Source organism: Endozoicomonas sp. ALE010, assembly GCF_049310165.1.
Classification (GTDB): domain Bacteria; phylum Pseudomonadota; class Gammaproteobacteria; order Pseudomonadales; family Endozoicomonadaceae; genus Endozoicomonas.
This window is the reverse complement of the sequence record NZ_JBLYNV010000006.1, coordinates 1-23,653: the sequence shown is the minus strand read 5'-3', so window position 1 is coordinate 23,653 and position 23,653 is coordinate 1. Positions and strand designations below refer to the sequence as shown.

The 23,653-nt window shown below is 51.6% G+C and carries 16 protein-coding genes and 1 pseudogene; 5 read left to right on the top strand and 12 right to left on the bottom strand.

Features of this window, described 5'->3' with window-relative positions:
• Window positions 1-359: 359 nt before the first annotated feature.
• The 5 genes and pseudogenes from holA to ACO6UY_RS04410 form a co-directional block, all read right to left on the bottom strand.
• Window positions 360-1,409, bottom strand: coding sequence for a DNA polymerase III subunit delta (gene holA, locus ACO6UY_RS04430; protein WP_422489193.1), 1,050 nt, complete (start codon window positions 1,407-1,409; stop codon window positions 360-362).
• Window positions 1,406-1,981 (bottom strand): hypothetical protein, encoded by a 576-nt coding sequence (locus ACO6UY_RS04425; protein WP_422489191.1) that lies wholly within the window; start codon window positions 1,979-1,981, stop codon window positions 1,406-1,408. Before ACO6UY_RS04425 ends, holA begins: the two co-directional genes overlap by 4 nt.
• A gap of 293 nt (window positions 1,982-2,274) precedes the next feature.
• A pseudogene (locus tag ACO6UY_RS04420) lies at window positions 2,275-3,274 on the bottom strand (peroxidase family protein); the annotation flags it as partial.
• A 230-nt stretch (window positions 3,275-3,504) separates the two neighbouring features.
• Window positions 3,505-4,395 (bottom strand): aspartoacylase, encoded by an 891-nt coding sequence (locus ACO6UY_RS04415; RefSeq protein WP_422446627.1) that lies wholly within the window; start codon window positions 4,393-4,395, stop codon window positions 3,505-3,507.
• A 204-nt stretch (window positions 4,396-4,599) separates the two neighbouring features.
• A complete protein-coding gene (locus ACO6UY_RS04410; RefSeq protein WP_422489189.1) occupies window positions 4,600-5,877 on the bottom strand; it encodes a hypothetical protein in 1,278 nt (425 codons plus the stop codon).
• 363 nt (window positions 5,878-6,240) lie between these two features.
• On the opposite strand from ACO6UY_RS04410, the gene ACO6UY_RS04405 reads away from it, so the two are divergent.
• Entirely contained in the window at window positions 6,241-7,602 is a 1,362-nt protein-coding gene (locus tag ACO6UY_RS04405) for a hypothetical protein (RefSeq protein WP_422446619.1), read from the top strand.
• A gap of 119 nt (window positions 7,603-7,721) precedes the next feature.
• On the opposite strand, the gene leuS is transcribed toward ACO6UY_RS04405, so the two are convergent.
• Window positions 7,722-10,352, bottom strand: a complete 2,631-nt coding sequence (leuS, locus tag ACO6UY_RS04400; RefSeq protein ID WP_422489247.1) for a leucine--tRNA ligase — start codon at window positions 10,350-10,352, stop codon at window positions 7,722-7,724.
• 273 nt (window positions 10,353-10,625) lie between these two features.
• Between leuS and ACO6UY_RS04395 the strand changes: the two genes are divergently transcribed.
• Together ACO6UY_RS04395 and ACO6UY_RS04390 are read left to right on the top strand one after the other, a co-directional pair.
• Window positions 10,626-12,287, top strand: a complete 1,662-nt coding sequence (locus ACO6UY_RS04395; protein ID WP_422446617.1) for a putative transporter — start codon at window positions 10,626-10,628, stop codon at window positions 12,285-12,287.
• A gap of 110 nt (window positions 12,288-12,397) precedes the next feature.
• Complete coding sequence (locus ACO6UY_RS04390) at window positions 12,398-12,913, top strand: hypothetical protein (RefSeq protein ID WP_422446615.1); 516 nt, start codon at window positions 12,398-12,400, stop codon at window positions 12,911-12,913.
• Between the two features lie 39 nt (window positions 12,914-12,952).
• Here the strand turns inward: ACO6UY_RS04390 and ACO6UY_RS04385 are convergent, their stop codons facing one another.
• Window positions 12,953-14,233 carry a cation:proton antiporter gene (locus tag ACO6UY_RS04385; RefSeq protein WP_422446613.1) on the bottom strand — a complete coding sequence of 427 codons (1,281 nt, stop codon included), beginning with the start codon at window positions 14,231-14,233 and terminating at the stop codon, window positions 12,953-12,955.
• A 281-nt stretch (window positions 14,234-14,514) separates the two neighbouring features.
• Here ACO6UY_RS04385 and ACO6UY_RS04380 point away from each other — a divergent pair, with 281 nt between their 5' ends.
• Window positions 14,515-15,198: a YdcF family protein gene (locus ACO6UY_RS04380; RefSeq protein WP_422459534.1), complete on the top strand. Its 684-nt coding sequence runs from the start codon at window positions 14,515-14,517 to the stop codon at window positions 15,196-15,198.
• Window positions 15,199-15,258: 60 nt separating this feature from the next.
• Here ACO6UY_RS04380 and ACO6UY_RS04375 read toward each other — a convergent pair whose 3' ends face one another.
• Window positions 15,259-18,240, bottom strand: a complete 2,982-nt coding sequence (locus ACO6UY_RS04375) for a hypothetical protein (RefSeq protein WP_422446609.1) — start codon at window positions 18,238-18,240, stop codon at window positions 15,259-15,261.
• Window positions 18,241-18,392: 152 nt separating this feature from the next.
• Here ACO6UY_RS04375 and ACO6UY_RS04370 point away from each other — a divergent pair, with 152 nt between their 5' ends.
• The gene (locus tag ACO6UY_RS04370) at window positions 18,393-19,367 is read left to right on the top strand and encodes a hypothetical protein (protein WP_422459532.1); all 975 of its coding nucleotides are present in this window, start codon (window positions 18,393-18,395) and stop codon (window positions 19,365-19,367) included.
• Between the two features lie 36 nt (window positions 19,368-19,403).
• Here ACO6UY_RS04370 and lnt read toward each other — a convergent pair whose 3' ends face one another.
• The 4 genes from lnt to ACO6UY_RS04350 all read right to left on the bottom strand — a co-directional run bounded on the left by lnt (window position 19,404) and on the right by ACO6UY_RS04350 (window position 23,521).
• Window positions 19,404-20,963 carry an apolipoprotein N-acyltransferase gene (lnt, locus tag ACO6UY_RS04365; RefSeq protein WP_422446605.1) on the bottom strand — a complete coding sequence of 520 codons (1,560 nt, stop codon included), beginning with the start codon at window positions 20,961-20,963 and terminating at the stop codon, window positions 19,404-19,406.
• Window positions 20,963-21,805, bottom strand: coding sequence for an HlyC/CorC family transporter (locus ACO6UY_RS04360; RefSeq protein ID WP_101745588.1), 843 nt, complete (start codon window positions 21,803-21,805; stop codon window positions 20,963-20,965). Before ACO6UY_RS04360 ends, lnt begins: the two co-directional genes overlap by 1 nt.
• Window positions 21,806-21,890: 85 nt before the next feature.
• On the bottom strand, window positions 21,891-22,352 hold the full coding sequence (gene ybeY, locus ACO6UY_RS04355) for an rRNA maturation RNase YbeY (protein ID WP_422446603.1): 462 nt from the start codon (window positions 22,350-22,352) through the stop codon (window positions 21,891-21,893).
• The gene (locus ACO6UY_RS04350; protein WP_422446601.1) at window positions 22,352-23,521 is read right to left on the bottom strand and encodes a PhoH family protein; all 1,170 of its coding nucleotides are present in this window, start codon (window positions 23,519-23,521) and stop codon (window positions 22,352-22,354) included. Before ACO6UY_RS04350 ends, ybeY begins: the two co-directional genes overlap by 1 nt.
• Window positions 23,522-23,653: the final 132 nt, after the last annotated feature.

Genomic DNA, 23,653 nt, shown 5'->3' with positions numbered 1-23,653 from the left:
GCTCCTGGTGCAGCTTAGCGTTGATACCCATGCTGTTCGTGCTGAGGCCTGTCGAAGGATGTGGACTCCGAACCAACAACGAAGACCGTGCCAATCACCCTTCGACTCCGCTCAGGATGAACGGGGTGTACGGGTATTAACGCTTTTCTGCACTAGTGCATGGTTTCAATGAGTTTGACGTGCACAATCTCCGTTCACCCTGAGCGGAGTCGAAGGGTACTTGGCACGATCTATCAGAGTCCGGAGTTTCCGCCTTTAGGCCCTATGATGGATACTTCGACAGGCTCAGGACGAACGGAGTGCGGAGGCACGACAACCCGTCAAACTCATTGAAACCATGTACTGGCTACTTTCTGGAGTCACTTGATGACCTGAATAGGGGGTAAACCTGCCAGATTCAGGGTCAGGGTCAGCAGTTTATCCCAGGCGTTACCTTTCTCTAACCCTTTGATACAACGATCAATCTTTCCTGTATCCAGCAGCATCTGACGCAGGTTTCGCTCGCTGCTACGGCGAATGGCCTTTTCCAGCAATGCTGCCCTGCGCTTGAGCATAAATGGCACAAACCCCAGCGCTTTAGCGGATTGTTCAATGGCCAGATCCCTTGCCATGCCCCGGGATAGCTGTCGGCTCAGATGGCTAAGCAGGCGTATCTCCCTGGCCAGAGCCCAGAGAATGATCGGAGGCTCAATGCCTTCACCTTTCAGAATGCCCAGGATGCGCACACACTGTTTGATATTGCCTTCCAGGGCGCTGTCCAGCAGTTGGAACACATCATATCGGGCACTGTCCGACACCGCTTCCCGCACAGTAGCTTCATCAATGGTTTTGTCCCTGGCCAGAAGCTTGAGCTTTTCCAGTTCCTGGGATGCCGCCAGAAGATTCCCTTCCACACGCTCGGCAATCAGGCTCAGGGCATCCGGGGTTGCCCGGTAGCCATCCACTTTAAGCTGTTGAGCGAGCCAGCCTGGTAGCTGTCCGGATTCGATTGGCCAGATGGGAATAAATACTCCGGCCTGTTCCAGCGCCTTGAACCATTTTGATTTTTGCAGGGTATTATCCAGACGATCCGTGATCATCAGCAGCAGATTGTCCGGTGAGGGGTGGCTGAGGTATTCCAGCAGCGCTTTACTGCCTGCATCTCCGGGCTTGCCATTGGGGATTCGCAGCTCAAGAATCTGCTTCTGGGCAAACAGCGACAGGCTGTTGGCCGTGCTGAGAAAATCCCCCCAGTCAAAGCCGTTTTCAACATGATAAACATGGCGCTCGGAAAACCCGGTGTCCCTGGCATATTGGCGAATTTGATCACAGCACCGGGCAACCTGAAGCGGTTCATCACCGCTGACGATGTAGACAGGTGCCAGCTGTTTCTTCAGCTGTGCGCCCAGTTGGTCAATACGAAGCTTCAAGGCAGAGGGTTCCGGCTGGATTCAGTGCTTTCCATCTGGGCTTGCGCCGCAGCCCTGGCCTGTTCAGCGGCCGCTGACAGCTCAGCCTCAGACAGGCTGTGAATCCGGCGCAGGGTTGTGGCAACCAGCGCCTGCTGTAGCTCAGAAAGGATAATCCCTTGTTCTGATTCCGCCGCATTCGGCGCATCCTGGTTCTGGGTGATGTAACGTTCGCGGTTTAACTGAACCGGAGCGAACAGCGGCAGGCCAGAGGCGGTTTGTAACTGGTAAACCACCTGCATGGCAATTCTCTGCTCAAAATAGCCCGCACTGGCAACGGTCTGCTGATCCGTATCACGTTCAACGCGGATGATGTTGATGCGCCATGGAGCCGTCTCGCTGATATCGATGCCACTGCGTTCCATCGCTCTGGAGAGGGAGTGAATATAGACAGGATCATTGCCGGTGATGGACAGTTGGCTGACTTCACTGGCAGTACTCATTGCGCCTCTCAGATGGAAGCCACAGGCCGTTAACAGGCTGGTTAACAGCAGCAAGGTCAGCGTGCTCACTGAACGAAAGGGGTAGGTCATGATCTCTCCAGCAATGATGCTTCAAGTGTTCAAATTCGACCTGTAACTCTACCATGACGGCGGTAGGCAGAAAAAAGAAAATTGGCTTTGAGAAAAAAACACGCCGCAATGAATGCGGCGTGTGTATCGGGTTTTAGCAGGTGTTGCGATTAAGCCAGGTCAAATCGATCAGCATTCATCACTTTGGTCCAGGCGGCGACAAAGTCACGAACGAATTTTTCCTGATTATCGTCTTGGACGTACACTTCTGCGTAAGCTCGCAGAATTGAGTTGGAACCAAATACCAGGTCAACACGGGCGCTGTCCCAGGCCGTAGTGATCATATCGCTGTTGCTCAGGCCGCTGGCGGCAATTCTGGCCTTGAGCGCAGCCACATCGTAATCGGTCTTGCCTGCAGGTACCGGGTCTTGCCAGATCAGCGCTTCCTGTGGTGCATCCGGGCCGATGTAACGGGTTTGTGGTCCCATATCCCGGTGGGTCAGCTTGAACCAGGCACGGGCAAACACGTCGGAGAAGTAGGCGTGGTCATCACGGAAGCGTTCGGAAATCTTGCGATATTCCGGATCCACCTTCAGCGCCATATCCGCATCGGTCATGATGGGGTTGTAGCGGATGGATGGGTCTTCCACATCCACAGGCTTGTCTTCTTCGGCAATGTTAATGGGCTCATATTGCCAGGCACCGGCCGGACTCTTCTTCAGTGCTTGGCTTCAGCCACTCTTTTTCCGAGCCCCAATAGATATCTTTTTCAGGGTGCCAGATATCTTCCCGGCCGAAAGCGAAGCCAAAGGTCTTCAGCCCCATGGATTCATAAGCGACAGTGCCTGCATAAGCCAGCAGGTCAGCCCAGCTCAGTTTGTTACCGTACTTTTTCTTGATCGGCCATAATAGACGACGGGCTTTGTCCAGGTTGGCGTTATCGGGCCAGGAATTCAGCGGTGCAAAACGCTGGTTACCGGTACTGCCACCGCCACGGCCATCGGCAATACGGTAAGTACCGGAAGCATGCCAGGACATACGCACCATCAGGCCGCCGTAGTGTCCCCAGTCGGCAGGCCACCACTGCTGGGAGTTGGTCATCAGATCTTTAAGGTCTTGCTTCAGGCCTGCAAAGTCGAGAGTTTTCACCGCTTCCCGATAGTTAAACTCCGGTGCCATCGGGTCAGTTTTTTGGTCATGTTGATGCAGAATGTCGAGGTTCAGGGTTTTTGGCCACCAGTCAACATTCGACTTGCCGCTCTCTGTTACCACACCGTGCATAACAGGGCATTTTCCAGAGTGGGGTTTATTCATTGTCCGGTTCTTCATGTGGATTAAATCGGAGACATTATTTGACTTGCGTGTTGTTGTTTTAATTTATGTCAATATTTCTTCTTTTCTATCAGTATTTTACGAAGCCCGTTTGATGATTTTCGGGGGGGGGGGGTCGTGTTTTTCAGGTGGGTGTACTGATTGCTGGTGGTTAGCCGCCTGCGGCTTCTGCTTCAGAAAAGGAAAGTGAGCATCGTTAGATCAATAGATGTTCAATCCAGTGAGACTTCAACTTTGTCGGTGATGATGAAAGCCGTATCTTCAAGGTAGTAAGCGGCCTCATTAATAAATACCGGATAGCCAGGTTCCCCGGAATATCGGATGTCATCACCCTGAAATGTCATAAAAATGGGGTGATTGGTTTCTAGCAGGCGATAGTCCCGATCCTGAAGGTCTTTGTGAACCATTGCGGTCAGATTCCCTTGTTCATTTCTGGGGTAAGGTACTTTTTCCCTGAACCTGAATACCGTCACGGCGTCAGGAAGTTTAGGTTCCTGGCGAGTTTTGCACAGAGTCAGGAACTTAACGACCAGATCCACCACTTTCTCGGTGGTTTCAAAGAGGTCATGACGAAGCACGGCATTGGCTAAGGGACCAACCTCAATCACAATACCAAAACGTGAAATGCTGTTTAAAGACGGGTGCTGACTATGGTCAACATCGCTGAGCAGGATCCGGGCTTCGGGAATATTTTTCTGCACATAAGCCGCAGTGTGAAGGTTAAGTGGCTCACTATTTCTGACGATCAGGGTAATGCCCATATTGGCGGTGGTACTGTGGAGATCAACCAGGAAGTGCTGGCCTATGGCATCCTGAGATAAGTGTCGGGCGATTTCTCTTGCCCGCTGACACTCATGGGCGTCTTGAGTGCCGGTGAGAACCCGGTCAGAAAATGAGCGGTTCAAATCCTGATCAATAAACCGCCTTGCCCGGGCAAAGGCTTCCGGATTGGCAAGGAGCGTTGCCACTTCCAGGGCATTATCCTGAAAAATCCCCACTTGCTCTGCCTTACTTATGAAGTAGGGGCCGATGTATTCATTGCCGTGGGTTCCACCAATAATAGTGACTTTTTCAATGATCTGATGGTTGCCATTTTTCATCATTAACCTCTCTGGCAGTGCAATTGTTTATCTGATTTTTTATGACTGCCTGGCTGCATTTGTTATCAATGAACAGCGTATGCGTGATGTGTTTTACCCAATCTTAACCATTGGTTAAATGATACTTCCGGGAGGGATTTCTAGCTGAGAGTAGTTATAGTCTGGTGTTTACGCCAGTTTTACTGTGCCGGGAATCATTCCCGGCGTTTACATTTTTATTTCAAGTTGAACAATTCTTTCAAGTTTTATCGGGAGAACCAGTTCACCTCCTGCCTGCTGGCTTTTAAGCTGAAGCTCACTGTCACTGAGGCTGTTAATAATGCCCTCGTACTGGCGTCCATTGCTCAGGGTAATTCTGATTTGCCGCAGCTCACCTTCAGTCAGACTGGTCAGCTCCACAGGCTGGTAACGGATATGCTGACCCACATACACTGCTCTCAGGTCTATTTCCTGTTCAGGCAGGGAGGCTGATTGGTCATCATAGGGTTCAGATACGGGGTTTGCCCTGCGCCCGTCTACTTCCGGCAATTCGACGTTGCTAAACAGTATGGCCTGCAGATCACCCACTTTTTTACTTATCTCCCCCGGAACAACCGTGAGTATTGGCGCAATGATCTCGCTATTGTTAATCGATACAGAGCGCTGGCTGAGCACCGGAACGTCATCTTCCCGGTACTGCCGGTTGAAAAGAAACGGGGATTGAAATTCCAGGCTAATGGAAACGGTCTCTGGATTGTTGAGGAAGTCCTGGTATGCCTCTCGAATAGAATCACCCGGAATAATGCCCCATAATGCTGCGTAGTATTGATTCTCCCGTGATACTTCCCGGGCAACATACTCAGCCGTTGAAACACCAGAGCGTTGAGCGCAGAACCTGACTTTCCGGCTTATATACCCATCATCCTGATACCAGAAAGAAAGTTGCTTCAGTCCCGCAGTTTCGGTTTTGAATGCTGCCCGGTCAAGATGGCTCAGGTTATCGATGGACAGGCCCAACGTAGTAAATCCCAACCCCTGAATTTCGCTTTCAATGGTAAGGTCAAGCGTTTGGTTGAAGTCATGGAATTGATATCGGAGTCCGAGATTGACTAAATTGGCAGAGGTATAACCCATTGATTCAAGCTGTGCAGGGCCAAAGAGACGCTGGTCATGACAAGCTCCGGCAAGGCTGTTTAATGACTCATTCCTTTTGGAAAAATGGGCTTCCAGGTGAGGGTGGTCCAGAAAAAATAAGTTCATGCCCTGCAGCTCTACAGTCAGGGATTGCGGTATCAGAGAGTAATCACCGGTTAAGGCTGGCTGGTACAGTCCATAAAGCTCTGGAAAGCGCAGGGATATTCGCTGTATTTCCAGTCTGGGCTGCTGGCCGGATGGTAGATCCATCGTTGCATTGTGCAGCTTGATAGTGCCGCTCAGGCCTATATCAATTTTCTCATAGCTGACACGGGCATAAGGAGAGAGGCTGGCGACCCATTGATTTACCATCAAGGTGATTTTACTGGATAAAAAGTACCTGATTCCCGGCAAAATAACGGCTGCCAGAATTGTGACAAGCGTAAGTCCTTTTAACAAGCGAAGCACTTCATCACTCTGAATTATCCATAAAATCTTATATGGTCAGGAATTTTGCCAGCAATTCACAAGGGAAGCCAGAGTCCTCTTTGATAGGTTCAGCTCCCGTTTGGCGGATGGACTTTACTGATTGTTGTCAGGTTCCGGGAGGCTGGCCGCCCCACCATGCCGGAACTTATCCGGATTTTCAGTGTCATACTTCTAAAGGAACAAATAATAATTAACTCAATATGATGGCAGAGTGCATTCTTTGCTTCAGGCTAAGCAGGAGGCCCCATGGCAGAAGCTGTATCCATGCAATTAGCGGCATCCATGCCGCCGGATTTGCCCAATTCCGCCCAAACAGCCAATGTCAGCTGCACTGAACTGACCAAAGAAAAGAATCTGTATGTTACCGATGCTATGGGTAACTCCAGGCAGGTGCGGCTGGTGGAGCGTTGGGAGCTGCGGACTGTTCAAAACAGGATTTTTGCCAGGCCATTAGGAAGTGAGTTAAGAACGGTTATTGAGAGGAACGTTACAAGCCGGTGCCCGCAGACACCATCTTCGCTGACAGCGCCGCCTTTTATGCCAGTTGCGGTTTCACAGCCAGCTTTTATCAGCAATGCGGCCTCGGGTAACAGGTTATTGACTGCCTGGACGGCCTTACCCGACAGGTCGATTGCCTCTCTCTTTACCACACCACCTGCACTGCATGTTGTGGTCTGTGGACCTGACCTGACTGAAAGCCCGTCAGCGCAAATGATCATTGAGGTGATTACAAAAGTAGCACAACTGATTGCCCTGTTAACGGGGGGCAGTGTTCAGATCATTGATGGCGGACAGGGGGAGCCTGAGGATCACGCAGCGTCCCAGGGGGGCAGGGTGCCCTTGTCTCAACGACATTCAATCAGTGAACTGTTAGGTAACCTTATTAACAATCTCATGTTGCAGGGGCGTCCGGAAGATATTCAGAAAGCGATGGAGTTATCCAGATTGGCGGAGAAGCTGTCGCTGGCTTTAAAAGATGCTAACTCAGTGACAGACTCTGCTTTATTGCAAGAAGTTGACTCTCTTTTAAATCAGTACGCCACCAAAGCTGGTATTGCTGGTGAAATTGCCCCTGAAAAAGGACTTGCCCTTGTTAACCGGCAATACCTCTCGGAGTTATTAAAGCCGGGGGTAGCTAATGGGCTTGGCTGCGGGGTGGAGCATGATGGATTATCTGCACCAGCAAAGTCCGGGGTGCATAATGGGCATGGCGAGAACAGGCTGAAAAACGGGGAAGGGCCTGTTTCCCCGGGGAGCAAGAGCGCAAATGAAGCTGTTCGCCCTGAGTCAGGTAACAAGGTCGGCACCAGTATCAATATCGGTGTCAATAACAGTGCAACCCCTATCAGTTCCGCGCAGGCAATGGGTTCGTTAAACCAGTTGCTTGCTTCAATGGGGTTGGCCAATATCGCAGCACAACCACCACTGGCTGTGGAAAGTGGTCAAAAGCAGCCGCCTCCCATTATTTTACCTAATCTAACTCCAAATCCTTTGAATCGGTCTGATAGGAAAAGGAAAAGCAGGAAAGAACGTGAAGAAGAGGAAGAAAAAGAAAGGGAAGGGTCACCCTTTTTATTCGATGATGAGCCTTTTGATGATGACGAATAAAGGAAATAGCCTGCCCGGGAAAAACAAACTCTTGCCCTGACTTCCCATTTTTAGGGCGAAAAATAAAGGGGCGTTTGCCCCTTTATGATTTTTCCGGAAGGATGTCCGCTACCTTGCGATTAATTGGCAACAATATTCACCAGTTTACCGGGAACCACAATCACCTTGCGGACTGTCAAACCATCGGTAAATTTGCTGACGTTTTCATGCTCCAGAGCAAGCTTCTCAATGGCGTCTTTACCCAGGCCTGCCGGTACTTCCAGTTTTGCCCGCACCTTACCATTGACCTGAACCACCAGGGTGATGGCCTCTTTCTTCAGCGCTTCCTCGTCAGCTACCGGCCATGAAGCATCCAGTACCGGCTCAGAGTGACCCAACGCCTGCCAGATACTGTGCATGGCATGAGGCGCAATCGGTGCCAGCATCAGCGTGGTAGCCTCAATGGCTTCGTGCATGACGGCGCGATCCTGACTTTGTGCATGGCACACCTGGAACTTGCTGATGGCGTTGTTCAACTCCATGATCGCGGCAATGGCGGTATTGAAGGTCAGGCGGCGCTCACAGTCATCAGAAACCTTGTTGATGGTTTCATGCACTTTACGGCGCAGATCCTTTTGCTCTTTGGTCAGGGCGTTCAGATCAAGAGCGGCCACAGCACCACCGGCAATATGCTCTGCGGCCTGCTTCCAGAAGCGACGCAGGAAACGGTTGGCACCTTCTACAGCACTTTCAGACCACTCCAGGGTTTGCTCCGGTGGCGCAGCGAACATGGTGTACAGACGGATCGTGTCAGCGCCGTACTGATCAATCAGGTCCTGCGGGTCGATACCGTTGTTTTTCGATTTGGACATCTTGCTCATGCCCGCATGTTCAACCACTTCACCTGTCGCTTTCAGGGTAGCCTTAACCAGACGTCCTTTGTCGTCAAACTCGCTGTCGACATCGGTCGGGGCAAGCCACTGTTTGACGCCTTTTTCATCAAGCTTGTAGAAGGTGTCAGCCAGTACCATGCCCTGACAGAGCAGGCGCTTGAACGGCTCATCGCTGTCGACCAGGCCGGCATCACGCAGCAGCTTGTGATAGAAACGGGAGTAGAGCAGGTGCATCACCGCATGTTCAATACCACCAATGTACTGATCCACCGGCAGCCAGTAGTTAGCCTGCTCAGGGTTCAGCATTTGGTCATCAGACTGTGGTGAGCAGTAGCGGGCGTAGTACCAGCTGGACTCCATGAAGGTATCAAAGGTATCAGTCTCACGGGTGGCAGGCTGGCCGTTGTGGGTGGTTTTTGCCCACTCGGGATCGGCTTTGATGGGTGACTGAACCCCGTCCATTTCCACGTCTTCTGGCAGCAGCACCGGCAGATCTTCCAGAGGAACAGGAACTTCAGTACCGTCTTCTAGGAAGCGCATCGGAATTGGTGCCCCCCAGTAACGCTGACGGCTGACACCCCAATCGCGCAGGCGATAGTTCACCTGACGCTCACCTTTGCCTTCTGCAATCAGGCGGTCGGCGATGGCATTGAATGCCTCTTCTGAACTCAGGCCGTCAAACTCACCGGAGTTCACCAGCTTACCCTTGTCCGTAAAAGCCGCTGCGCCAAGGTCAATAGCTTCGCCATTGACAGGCTCGATGACCTGTTCGATGGGCAGGCCAAAACGGGTGGCAAACTCGTAGTCCCGCTGGTCATGGCCGGGAACGGCCATCACTGCACCGGTACCGTAACCCATCAGTACAAAGTTGGCCGCCCATACGGGTACTTCACGACCCGTGATTGGGTGAATGGCCCGGATGCCGGTATCGACACCGACCTTTTCCATGGTGGCCATTTCGGCTTCAGTCACGGCATTGGATTTGCAGTCATGGATGAAGGTGGCAAGGGCAGGGTTATTGGCCGCTGCCGCTTTGGCCAATGGGTGCTCTGAGGCAATGCCTACGTAGGTCACGCCCATCAGGGTATCTGGTCGGGTGGTGTAAACCTTGAACTCCTCTGGGGCGCTCTCACCCGCAGCAGCGCCAGGCCCATTGGCAACCTTGAAGGTCATCTGTACGCCTTCGGAGCGGCCAATCCAGTTGCGCTGCATGGCCTTGACCTGCTCTGGCCAGTGCTCGAGTTTATCGAGGTCGGCCAGCAGTTCATCGGCGTAGGCTGTGATTTTAACGAACCACTGGGGCAGTTCTTTGCGTTCTACGACCGTATCACAACGCCAGCAGCGGCCATCTTCAACCTGCTCGTTGGCCAGTACGGTGGCGTCGTTTGGACACCAGTTAACGGTGGCCATTTTTTTGTATACCAGGCCTTTTTCGTAGAGCTGGGTGAAGAACCACTGCTCCCACTTGTAGTAATCCGGCTTACAGGTTGCCAGCTCACGGTTCCAGTCATAGCCGAAACCCAGGCGCTTGAGCTGGCCTTTCATGTAATCAATGTTTTCGTAGGTCCAGGGGGCTGGTGCCGTCTTGTTTTTGATGGCGGCATTTTCGGCAGGCAGACCAAAGGCATCCCAGCCCATAGGCTGCAGGACATTCTTGCCGCGCATACGCTGGTAGCGTGAAATCACATCACCAATGGTGTAGTTACGAACGTGCCCCATGTGCAGTCGGCCACTGGGGTACGGGAACATGGAGAGGCAGTAGTACTTTTCTTTGCTCTTCTCTTGTGAAGTGCCTTCGGTGACAGCAAAGCTGTCATTGTCTTCCCAGAATTTCTGGGCTTCGCTCTCAATCTGATGCGGTTGGTAATGCTCTTCCATCATCGCTCAACGGGCTTAATGTAAAGGATCGCTTTGATGCTTTCCTGAAAGCAGTCCGGTGAGGAAAGCTTTGTGGAAAACCAATCAAAGAGTCAGGGAAACTAATAACCCGCAAGGATACAACACTGCCTGTGCAACTGCACTTTTCCTGATGATTTATCCACACAGATTGTCTCGTATTGATCTATATCATCCGGCCTGACTGTCAGTGTTTGGTAAGGTGGCGATCCTTTTTTAATCTTCATCATTCATTCTCACTTTCTGGAAAACATAATGAGCGATATCGCGATATCCATATCGATCCTGTCGCTGGTGGCCGTGCTGGGCCTGTGGATAGGTAACTGGCGCATCCGTGGCGTCGGTATGGGCATAGGTGGCGTGCTGTTCGGGGGTATTCTGGTGGGGCACTTTGTCTATCAGATGGATATCCATCTGGACAGCCACACACTGGAGTACATCAAGGAGTTTGGCCTGATTCTGTTTGTTTACACCATCGGGATTCAGGTGGGGCCGGGCTTCTTTTCATCGCTGAAAAGCCGCGGTCTGAAACTGAATGCCTTTGCCGCAGGGCTGGTACTGCTGGGCGGGGTGGTGGCCACCGTGCTTCATCTGATGTTTGATGTTCCCCTGCCCGTTGTCCTGGGGGTTTATTCGGGCGCTGTGACGAATACGCCTTCTCTGGCGGCGGGTACCGGCATTCTGGCCGAGCTGGGAATGCCAGAGAGCATGCTGGCACTGCCAGGTTCTGCTTATGCGGTGGCTTACCCGTTCGGTATTTGTGGCATTCTGCTGAGCATGTGGTTTATCCGGCGACTGTTCAAAATAGACGTTAACGAGGAAGCGGAAGCCTTTGAGAAAGTGTCCGGTACCGGAAAGGAAAGTCTGTATACCATCAATGTGGCCATTCGAAACCCGAATATTGATGGTCTGGCGCTTCAGGATGTTCCGGGGCTGAATGACGGCGAGCTGGTCTGTTCCCGACTGAAGCGGGGGGAAGAACTGGTTGTCCCCAAAGGCAATACATCAGTGGCGATGGGGGATATTCTCCACCTGGTTGGCAGTCGGCAGAAATTGCAGAATGCCCGCCTTATTCTCGGCGAAGAGGTGCACGCGTCCCTGACCACCAAGGGGACGGAGCTCAGAACTTCCCGGGTGGTGGTAACCAATGAGAAGGTGCTGGGTAAAAAGCTGATCGACCTGAAATTCAAACAGCGTTATGACGTGGTGGTTTCCCGCCTGAACCGCTCCGGTGTGGAGCTGGTGCCCAACCGGGACGCGACGTTGCAGTTTGGTGATATTCTCAACCTGGTTGGTCGCCCTGAGTCGATTGATGCGGTGGCCAATCAGGTGGGCAATGCCCAGCAGAAGCTGCAACAGGTTCAGATGATGCCGGTGTTTATTGGTATTGGTTTGGGGATTCTGCTGGGCTCTGTGCCCCTGACGATCCCGGGCCTGCCAGCGGCGCTCAAGCTGGGGCTGGCCGGTGGACCACTGCTGGTGGCGTTGATTCTTGGCCGAATAGGCAGTATTGGTCGTTTATATTGGTTTATGCCGCCCAGTGCCAACCTGGCGTTGCGGGAGATTGGTATTGTTCTGTTTCTGGCTGTGGTTGGTTTAAAGTCCGGGGAAAACTTTGTGGATATCCTGGTGCATGGGGATGGTTTGCAATGGATGCTCTACGGCGCAGTGATCACCCTGATGCCGTTGCTGGTGATCGGTATTACCAGCCGTATGTTTGGTGGGCTTAACTATTTGAGCCTCTGTGGCCTGCTGGCAGGTTCCATGACGGACCCGCCTGCGCTGGCCTTTGCCAACAGTCTGCATGAAAAGTCCGGAGCGGCGGCACTGTCCTACGCAACGGTTTATCCGCTGGTGATGTGTTTGAGAATTTTGTCGCCGCAGATACTGGCAGTGTTGCTGTGGGGGCTGATGTAAGGAACTGTCCTGAGGGTTGGAACTAAACAGCGCTGGTAATGGTCAAAGCCGTCTTAGTACCAGAAAACATAACCGATTGTTGTTTCAGAGGATCTAGAGGAACTCAGATTATGCCTGGCGTTTTACAGTCCTTTTCAGTGATCACACCCTCAGGTCAACAGGTAGATGTTGCCTTTAGCAATGATTCATCGCAGATATCCGCACTGAGAAGCCTGGAATGCATTCAATGCAGGAATATCACCTACAACGGCAGGAAAATTGATGGTTGTCATCATACGATCTGCCAACCTTGCATAGATAATAACGATTCATTAGCAATAGGTGAGCATAATTGCGATGGTATTGTCGTTACCGGCAAAACATTAACCAGCTACAGTATAGAAACGAGGATGTTTCTGGATAACCTGATTGTTCTCTGCCCCTTTAGCAATTGTAACCAGAAAGCCCTGCTGTCAGATGTTGATCAACACATCAGAGACCACCCGGCTGTTGATCAACACATCGAAGACCAGATAAACCCCGCTAATGGTTCGCTCAGTGAGGCTCAAATTGCTAATGATCCGGGTGAATTGTCTCCGAACTCCCGGTCGTTTGAACATGAAGGTATATTCTTTTTTGTTATTTAATCCAATGCCTCTTTGTGGCATTAAAAACTCAGCAGAGTTTCAATCACTTCTTAACTCATTGCTGGGGGATATCGGTGTTGGCAGTCTGAATACCACCAGGTACGTAGAAACTATAAAGGTCAGAATTGCCGCCCCTTCGATCAGTAATGCGGTCTCCTGCTGGATTCTTCCTGCCGTCATGGCTCCGTAGGCCAGGAGTAGTGAGAATTCACTGCTCTGCCCCAAACGTAACCCCATTTCTGCCGCATTATCGTGTCGTTCGCCTGCCAGATGCTTCAGCAGATATTTAAACAGTATGGGCTTGGCAATTAATACGATCGTTGACGTCAATAGAATAGCCATCAGCAGATGGCTTTTCAGCATCGGTTCAAACTGGGCTCCAACCGAAAAGAAAAACAGAATCAGAAAGAACTCCCTCAACGGTTTCAAACCCTCGGCAATAATCAGTGAGATTGGCGATGTAGCAATACTGACTCCGGCAATAAAAGCCCCGATCTCATGGGACAGACCAAAAGACTCCGCCAGTTGAGCTGCTGTCAGGCACCAGCCCAGAGACACCAGAAAAATATACTCAGAGATAATGTCAAAACGCCCCATTAGCGGTAGCAGGACGTATCGGACAAAACACCAGGCCCCCAGGGCAAATGCACAGGTTTTCAACGGCAGTAATAGCGCTTCGATATGGGCCCCACCGTTGCTGCTGTAAAGAATCAGAATGGTCAGAATGGCCAGAATATCTTCAAACAGCAGAATACTGATCATCACTTCACCGGTTCTCTTATGGTGCAGTGTTGTGGTAGGGATCAGCTTTAAACTGAGTACGGTACTGGAAAAGGCAAGAGACAGGCCAGCGATCAACGCTTCTGTCAATGAAAAATCAAAGAGCAGGGCAAGAGTGGCACAGATCATGGCACCAACAACGCTCAGGCAGAGAAAGGTTACCAGCGCCGTTTGTTTTAACTGTTTGAGCAGGTTTCTGGGGTGCAGGTGTAACCCCAGCAGAAACATCAACAGAATAATCCCCATGGTGGAGATCGCTTCAATATGTCCATCATCCATGACCACATTCAGACCCTGGGGACCAATCAGCATACCAAGGCCTATATAAGCGAGAATAATGGGTTGTTTCAGCCAGACAAACAGGGTGCCCAGTAACGATGCACCACCAAAGATGACTGCCATTTCCAGAACAAGATGCTCAAACGGTCCTTGCACAGCGTAAACCTTATCGTTAAAACTATGGGACTGTTCAGGATAGTTGATCAAACGGGTTGGGATTGTCCGATTTTCAATGAGCGTGTCACAATAACGTGCCGTCACTAAAGTTTTCCCTTTCCGGCCTGTGGGGCTAGGAGCCTGTCGGACTTAAGACTGTCCTACGCGGCAACTGCTCCTGCGTTGCCCTAGCTCCTGCATCCATGCAGTCGTGCGGTTGCGATAAATTGGTCTAAAAATTCCTGCTTCTTCGTCAAATAGCCCCGCTATTCTCCTCAGAAGCAGAAATTTTCATCCTCAATTTCTCGCAATCCTCGCTACGGGGTCGCCTAGACGGACGCTTAAGTCCGACAGGCTCCTAGAAAAACAAATGGACTCCTTTTTTCATGTTGCTGATTTGGCTGATCATAATGGGACTGATTTTTAAGTCATGGATTGCCTGGCTGGCACTGGTCATTCTTTATCTGTTCTCAACCCAGCCGGTTTCATCGCTGCTTATTCGCAGTCTTGAGCGTTACCCGGTCTTTACGCCGGGGCAAACACAACCTGTAGAGCCTCAGGCAGTGGTGATTCTTGGTGGTGGTTTACCTCGTATCAGCCCCGAGATGTCAGGCTTTCGCCCTTCTATGTATACCCTGGAGCGACTCCGTTATGGCGCATGGCTGAGCCGTCAGACTGAGCTGCCGGTTATGGTCAGTGGTGGCGGTTTCCGACCGGAAGCAGCCACCATGGCAGAAAGTCTTAAGCATGATTTTGCTGTGGAAACCCGGTGGTTGGAGGATCAAAGTACTACAACCCGGGAAAATGCAGTGTATGCCCGTGAAATGCTGCCTGAGGATATTCAGTCGGTTTTACTCGTGACCCATGGCTGGCATATGCCAAGGGCCGTTCTCAGCTTTGAACGAGCGGGTTTTCATGTGATTCCGGCACCGGGTATGCTGGCCAATGCCTCAAAAGACACTTTCCGTATCAGTCGATGGTTGCCCAGTGCCCGTTATTTGAGCGACAGTGAACGTGCTTTCAGAGAGTACGCCGGGTATTTATGGTACTGGCTGATCTATCGCAGCTGAGTGTTGTGTTTAACCTCGAAGGCCAGCCTGGGGCAGTGTTATTTAGAAAATTTTTGTCGTTCAATTCATATCAAGCCCATAGTCTTCATCAACAGATAACATGAAGTAAGCCGAAGTCCCATGTTGACCATCAGAGACATCGTATCCGTGAAGACTATCACCGCCAACGGTGTTTTCTCGTCTAAACAGCATATAATCCATTACATTGGTGTCGGTGCTGCATTCTTCAAGCCAGCAAACTAAAGCATAATGCAGTTTACTTTCTTCAGGAAAACTCTTGAGGCATTCTAATACCTGATCCTTATGGATTTGTTGTCCATTAACACACAGGCTGTTGATATAGCAGTGCGCCAGGAAGAAGAAACGTATACGTAAGTTCTGAAATGAGTGTCTCAGTGTTTTGGTGGATTCCAACACCTGTTCTGCTGACAGGTTTTCATGGTCAATTGCCCATTCATTCTGCATAGCCATGAATTTCAGGATACATTGCAGTCGGTGTTGCTCATCGTCCTGAACCGGTGCGTTGTTTGAGATTTGCCAAGCCTGTTGAAGTATATCCTGAGCTTCGTTGGTGTCACCGTACCGCAGAGATTGTTTCAGCCTTTGAATCAGATATTTGGTTTGCACAGCCGAATGATCGCCGGGTATTTCATTAAACGCGTCTAATACTTGCTGGTTATCCCAGATACTTTCCAATACTTTCGTCTTCAATGGCAGCTGAGAATACAAAATAGTGTTTTCGAGCAACCAGCCACCCCGTTCATAATCCACCGCATCCAGCGAGGCCTGCTGGTCATTCAACAGCAGATCTCTCAGGCAACATTCCGCTTTGAAGTGCGCTGCTGCCAATTGGCCCGCCGGATTGTTGGTGAAACCCCGGACCACTTCCTCCGGTGTAATTTGCAGGCCATTCAAGGCCAGGCTCCTCAGGCAACATTCCGCCTTAAAGCAAGCCAGTTCCATTGTTGCCATGGCACCCTGATAGTCATTAACCACTTCATCCGGTGTAATCTGCTGGCCATTCAGCGGCAGGCCCTTCAGGCAACATTGTTCCTTAAAGCGCGCTATTCCCAGTTTGCCAATCTGACTGTCCGGAAAACCCTTAACGACTGCATCTGGTGTGACCGGCTGGCCATTCAATGGCAGGCCCTTCAGGCAACATTGCTCCTTGAAGCGGGCCCTTCCCAGTTTGCCTTCCGGACTATTTGGGAAACCCCTGACTACTTCATCCGGAGCCACCTGCCGGCCATTCAATAGCAGTCCTCTCAGGCAACATTCTGCTTTTAGGCGAGCGGGCTCCAGGGTTGCTCTGGCGGCCTGATAATCCTGCATCACCTCTTCCAGTGTCACCTGTCGGCCCTTCAGTGGCACGCCCTTCAGGCAACACCGTTGCTTAAAGCGCGCCTGCGCCAGTTTACCTTCCGGACTATCCGGGAAATCCTTAACCACCTGATGTGCTGTGACCGACTGGCGATGCAGCAGCTTGCCCCTGAAACAACATCGTTCCTTGAAGCGGGCCCTGCCCAGTTTGCCTTCCGGACTATCCGGGAAATCCGTAACCACCTCTTCGGGGGTGACCTGCTGGCCATACAACAACAAACCCCTGAGGCAACATTGTTCCTTGAAGCGCGCTATCCCCAGTTTGCCTTTCCGACTGTTCAGGAAATCATTCACCACCTCATCCGTTGAGACCTGACGGCCCTGCAACAGCAGGCCCTTCAGGCAGCATTCTGATTTGAAGTGTGCCAGTTCCAGTAGTGATCTGGCGGCCTGATAACCCTTAACCACGGCATCCGCTGTGACCCGCTGGCCATTCAACGGCAGGTTCCTCAGGCAACATTGTTCCTTAAAGCGCGTCAGCTCCAGCAGCGCTTTGGTTGTCTGATAACCGTTAACTACCTCATCCGGTGAGACCGGCCGACCATTCAACCGCAGTCCTTTCAGGCAACATTCTGCTTTAAAGCGAACCATCTCCAGTGGTGCCCTGGCGGACTGATAATCCTTCATCACCTCATCCGGTGAGACCTGTCGGCCAAACAACAGCAGGTGCTTCAGGCAACATTCTGCTTTGAAGCGCGCCAGCTCCAGAGATGCCCTGGCGGCCTGATAATCCTTGACCACCATATCCGGTGTGACCCGTCGACCATACAGCAGCAGGTTCTTCAGGCAACATTCTGCTTTGAAACGCGCGATCCCCAGTTTTCCGGCCGGACTGCCCGGAAAACCCTTAACCACCGCATCCGGTGTGACCAGCTTGCCATCCAACCGAAGTCTCTTCAGGCAACATTCCGCTTTGAAGCGTGCCAGCTCCAGTGTTGCTCCGGCCGCCTGATAACTCTGAACCACTGCATCTGCTGTGACCCGATGGCCATGCAACGGCAGGCTCTTCAGGCAACATTCTGCGGTGAAGCGGGCTACCCCCAGTTTACCGGCTTGACTGTCCGGAAAAGCCTTAACCACCTCATCCGGTGTAATCTGCTGGCCATTCAACGGCTGGCCGCTGAGGCAACATTGTTCCTTAAAGCGCGCTCTTCCCAGTATGCCGTGTGGAGTATTCGGGAAATCCTTGATCACCGTATCCGCTGTGACCGGCTGACCATTTAATGGCAGGCCCTTCAGGCAAAATTCTTCTCTATAGCGTGCTATCGCCAATCTGCACTTATCATTGCCATCTGGCTGTCGGTTGAATTCTTGGATGACCTGCTCCGGGGTGACTTTTTTATTGTCAAGAAGAATGTTCTGTGCACAAAGCCTTTGCAGGAAAAAGCCAGCTCTGAGAGACGAACGGTCACTGCCATAGGCTTTAAACACCTCAGCCGGGGTGATTTGATGTCCCTTTAACAGCCTTTTATTCCAAAAGGCAGCCTCAATACGCCTGGCATCATTCAGGGGTGGGGCTGTGCCTCTGTGAAACGGATGCGTTGAGACATTTTTACCGTTAAATCTACATCCGACGCGGTCAGGAATCCTGTTTGAGCCGACTTGTTGCTTAACCCGGCCCGCAGGCTTCGGGGGGGAATGAGTGGATGCTGCTGCTTTCAAAAAGACACCCTGCACACCTGGACATTAAATATCGCCGTTTGACCTTGCAGCGGCTGTCCGGTTCCATTTTTATATAAGGAACATTGGACGAAACTTTTTTCTGGATTGCCAATCAAAAGTTCAAACTACTTCAGCTTCGAGAGGATATTTTGATGGATGCCCCCGGAACTCAGCCCCTTGATCCGTACAGACATGTGTCTGGTGAGGCGATTGCCAGTGGTGGAATTGCTTCAACTATGGAGCAGAAGGTGCTTGATTTTTCCAGGTGCCGACATGTATCTGATTTTGCTGATAAGGCAAAACCTCTGGCTTCTGTGGCTGCTGAAGCGTTACGTATCGGCAGGGATGTTGATTGCCCTTTTGGCATGAACCCTCTTCACTGGGCATGTGCAGCAGCAGATTCTCAGGCATTTCAGGTGATTTGTAATTCAGTTTCCCGTGAGCGGATTGTTTCACTGTTTAATGAACCCAATGGGGCCAGATCAGTCGATGAAATGGCCTATGAAGTTGCTGGTAAAGTGGGGCCGGCAATCAACAGGGACTGTCCGGATCAAATACTGGTTTTTCTGTTAAACAGTGCTCCCGAAGCACTGCGGACGGAATATTACCAACTGTTTAAATCCATCAAGGCAATATTAACTCCGGGGGATTTAAAGGGGCAGGCTGCCAATAATACGGGTAATAACCGGTTTAATCTGGCAGCCGGTGGCAGGGAGGAGGTGGTGCGGTGGTACTGTGATATGTTCAGGGCTGATCCTGACTATCAAATCGCCATCAATCATCCGACCAATGCGGGTGTAAGGCCACTTCATCACGCAGGCAGAAGTGAACATCCCGAGAGGGTTAAAGTATTTGCATTATTGTTAGCAGAAGGAGCCTGGCCGAGTTTGGAAAATCTGGATGACCGGGGTAATTCGCCATTGGATCATCTCCAGCCTGATGACCGGATGATCGATCAGATAATTGGTTATGTTGAGGAATATCTGGGATTATCCGGGCTGGAAGAAGCTGTAAGACAGAGTAGGCTGGAAACGATAGTGTCTGAACTTATCGCTGCGTTTGAACGATTTGAGCAGGAGGTGGATTTAACCAGGGACGTCGCTCTTGGGAAGACAATGGCCCCCTGAGGGGCTGTCCGGGGGGGCTGGGTCTATCCCACGGCATCACTGACTTCTTTTTCGGGGGGTTCTTGCATACAGCGGCAGAAAAATCAGAAACAAGCCTAGCAGTAACACCGGCCAGGAGCCGTACATCATAAATGGTGTCTGGCCCTCGCGAACCTCTGCGGTTGCTGACAAAACGCCATGGGTAAAGCGCGGAATCGTTTTTACCACACGTCCCTTTTCATCAATCAGGGCGGTAATGCCATCATTGGTGGCCCGGATCATAAAGCGTCCGGTTTCCAGTGCTCGCATCCGGGCAATCTGGAAATGCTGGACAGGGCCAATGGATTTGCCAAACCAGGTATCGTTGCTGATGGTAATCAGCAGCCCACTCTCTTGCGCCATTTGTGCGACAAAGTTCGGGTAAACCACCTCATAACAGATATAAGGGGCAATGGTTACCTCGCCCGCCTTGAGTAAGGTCTGTTCTGAGTCTCCACGGGAGAATTCTGACATGGGCAGGTTAAAGAAATCAATCAGCCCGCGCAGCAGGGACTCCATGGGAACGTACTCACCAAATGGCACCAGCTTCTGCTTGTCGTAGCGGCCGGGGCCGTCTGCGGGTAAATAGCCTTCTCCCAGAGACAGAATACTGTTGAAGTAACGGGTTTCGCTGCCAGCATTATCATCCACTGGCATACCAAGAATTAATGTACTGTTATTCTGACGGGCCAGTCTGTCCAGCTGGGCCATCAAGCCCCGGGCACGGTTATAAAACAGTGGAATGGCATTTTCCGGCCAGATAATCAATTCCTGCTGCCACTGGTCTTCACTCAGGCCAATGTAATTAATGATGGTGGTGTGAATAAAGTCAGGGTCCCACTTCAGGTTTTGGGGAATATTTCCCTGTACCGCGCTGAAGGAGATATCGCCGGTTTTTTCTGTCCATGCCATGTTGTTGAGCGGCCACGAAAGTCCCCAACCTGCCAGGGCGATGAATAAAGCAATAATATTGGGTGTTCGCTGCTGTTTAGCCGGAATAATCAGGGCAAACAACAGGCAGGCGGTGGCTACCATCAGCAGGCTTAAGCCATAGGTTCCGATAACGGGAGCCAGCGTTGCAAAGGGCGTGTCCAGAAGTGCATAGCCCGATAACAGCCACGGAAAGCCAGTCAGCAACCAGCTGCGCACCCACTCAAACAGTACCCAGAGCCCTGAAAACATCAGTGCCTGCTGCCAGGGGGGCATTGCCCCGGCTTTTCGTTGATTAAGCCAGCTGTAAAGCAGGAAGACCGGCATGATCATCAGGGCGGAAATGCCCAGGACAAAAAGCCCGGTCAGCAGTCCGGCCAGCATGGGGGAAGCGGCCCCAAATTCATGGATACTGACGTATATCCACGATGTGCCAGCCCCAAACATCCCGACGCCAAAAAGAAAACCGCACATTGTTGCGGTCTTGACGGGTAATGTTCGGGTCAAAAGAAAGATCATGCCAACAGCCAGCATGGGAACTGGCCAGATGTCAAAAGGGCTGAAGCCCAGGGGCATGGCCGCACCTGCGGCCAGCGACAGCAGGTAGCGCACAACCTGAAGAGATGAACGGGACGTCGCAGCAGGCATCAGCAGGGGGTTACCCGCAACAGTCGAATCCGACGACCATCGGCGTTCAGTACATCAAAGCGGAAGCCGGAAATTTCCACGGATTCATTGCGGGTTGGCATATGGCCAAACTCCTGCATGACGATACCACCAATGGTATCAAACTCATCATCCGGGAACCTGGTGGCAAACTGCTCGTTAAAGTCTTCAATGGGCGTCAGCGCTTTGACAATAAACGCGTGTTCAAGGTCATCCGCCGGTTTGATAAAGGTATCTTCGTCAACATCGGTTTCATCCTCGATATCGCCAACAATCTGCTCAAGCACATCCTCAATGGTGACCAGTCCGGCCACTCCACCAAATTCATCAATAACGATGGCCATGTGGTTACGGTTGGTGCGAAACTCCCTGAGCAAAACATTCAGGCGTTTGCTTTCCGGGATAAAAGTCGCTGGTCGTAAATGGTTCTTGATATTGAATTTGCCCCCGGTGTTAAGAATCAACGGCAGCAGATCCTTGGCCAGCAGAATACCGATGACTTCATCTTTGGTATCGCCGATAACCGGGAAGCGGGAGTGGGCCGACTCAATAACCTGGGGCAGGAACTCTTCCGGGTTCTGGTCTTCATCCACACAGACCATCTGGGAGCGGGGGATCATGATTTCACGAACCTGCATGTCCGCGACCTGAACAGCGCCTTCGATGATGCTCAGCGCTTCATCATCCAGCATGCCCCGGCTTCCGGCATCTCGCAGTATGCCCAGCAGCGCGTTGCGGTCTTTGGGGTCCTGGTGAAATATGCTGGTCAGTTTGTCCATCCATGATGGTGACGGATGATCTTCCGTCGAATGGTCGTCGCTCATTGCCCTCTGTCTTCACGGCTATGCCCACCTCCCGGTGGGCGGTTTACTGATGAATGTGTTAAACGTGATCCAAAGCCTGTCAGGATTACTCTCTGTCCTGATAGGGATCAGGATAGCCGAGCTGACCGAGAATTTCCGTCTCCAGAGACTCCATTTCTTCGGCTTCCTGATCGTCAATGTGATCGTAGCCAAGCAAGTGAAGTGTGCCATGAACCATTATATGAGCCCAGTGGGAATTGAGACTTTTTTTCTGTTCAATAGCTTCCTGCTCAACAACAGGGACGCAGATTATCAAATCACCCAGTAATGGCAACTCCAGTTCGGCAGGCAGATCGGAAGGAAAGGACAGTACATTGGTTGGCCCTTCCTTGCCCCGCCATTGCCGATTCAGCTCGGCACCTTCATCTTCATCGACGATCAGGAGGCTGATTTCAGCTTCCTGACGGTGCTGGCCAACGGCAGCTGCGGCCCACTTTTCCAGCTCACTCTGTTCGGGAAGCTGTGTGCTGCGGCTGTTAATCATCACATCAATATGAACCGAGGCCATTATTGTGCGCCTTTGGGTGATGAAGAGCCCTCGGCTGGTAAAGAGCCCTCAGCTGGTAAAGAGCCTTCAGCGGGTAAAGAGCGTGCAGAGCGGGGAGCAGAAGGTTGCTTACCCGGTCGGGAATACTTTCCTGTTGACTGCTCCTGGGTCAGTTTGTCGAAACGGTCATAGGCCTGCACGATCCGTTGTACCAGGGGATGGCGTACCACATCCTTGGCGTTAAACCAGGTAAAGCCGATACCGTCGACCCCTTTGAGGACTTCAATGGCACTGGCCAGACCGGAGCGTGTCCCCCGGGGCAGGTCAACCTGGGTGATATCACCGGTAATCACGGCGGTAGAGCCAAAGCCGATACGGGTCAGGAACATCTTCATCTGCTCCTGAGTGGTATTCTGGGACTCATCGAGAATAATAAATGAATTATTGAGTGTACGACCCCGCATGTAGGCCAGCGGGGCAACTTCAATCACATTTTTCTCTATCAGTCGGTCAACCCGCTCAAAACCGAGCATTTCATACAGGGCATCGTAGAGAGGCCTGAGATAAGGATCGATTTTCTGGGACAGGTCGCCAGGCAGAAAGCCCAGTTTTTCCCCCGCTTCCACCGCAGGACGCACCAGCAGAATGCGACGGATCTGTTCTTCTTCCAGGGCCTGTACCGCAGCGGCAACGGCCAGGTAGGTTTTCCCGGTACCCGCAGGGCCAATACCGAAATTGATGTCGTGCTGCAGAATCGACTTTACATAACTTTGCTGGTTAGGCCCCCGGGGCGTAATCAGGCCTTTGCGGGTACGCAGAGAGATCAGCTTGTCTTCGGGTTCTTCGTGTATCCACTCAATGGCCGATTCCTGCAGGAACAGGTGAACCGTGTTCGGGCTGAGGGGTTCGTCCTTACCGGTTTCTCTGAACAGTCGCTTGACGACTTCGCCCGCTACCTCCGCACGGCCATTGTCACCCTGGATGGCAAAGACATTACCACGATGACGGATGGTGACACCGAGACGTTCTTCGATCTGTTTCAGGTGCTGGTTGAATTGCCCACAGAGTTCGGCGAACCTCTGTGGCTCATCAGGCTCAAGAGAGAAGCGGCAGACGTTTTGATCAGTGGCATTATGGCCAGAGGCGTTGTTACTTCCGGAAGAGTCCTGTCCTTGTGTTTTGGTATTCAAAGTCAGTGTTTAGCCTTTACTGCAAGTGGATTCAGGTAAGATAAGTAGCTGGCCATATGGAATCACATATTTCTGGCTACTTGGGCAGGTGCTATGCGAGGCACAACGGAGGGAGCATAGCCGTAGCTATGT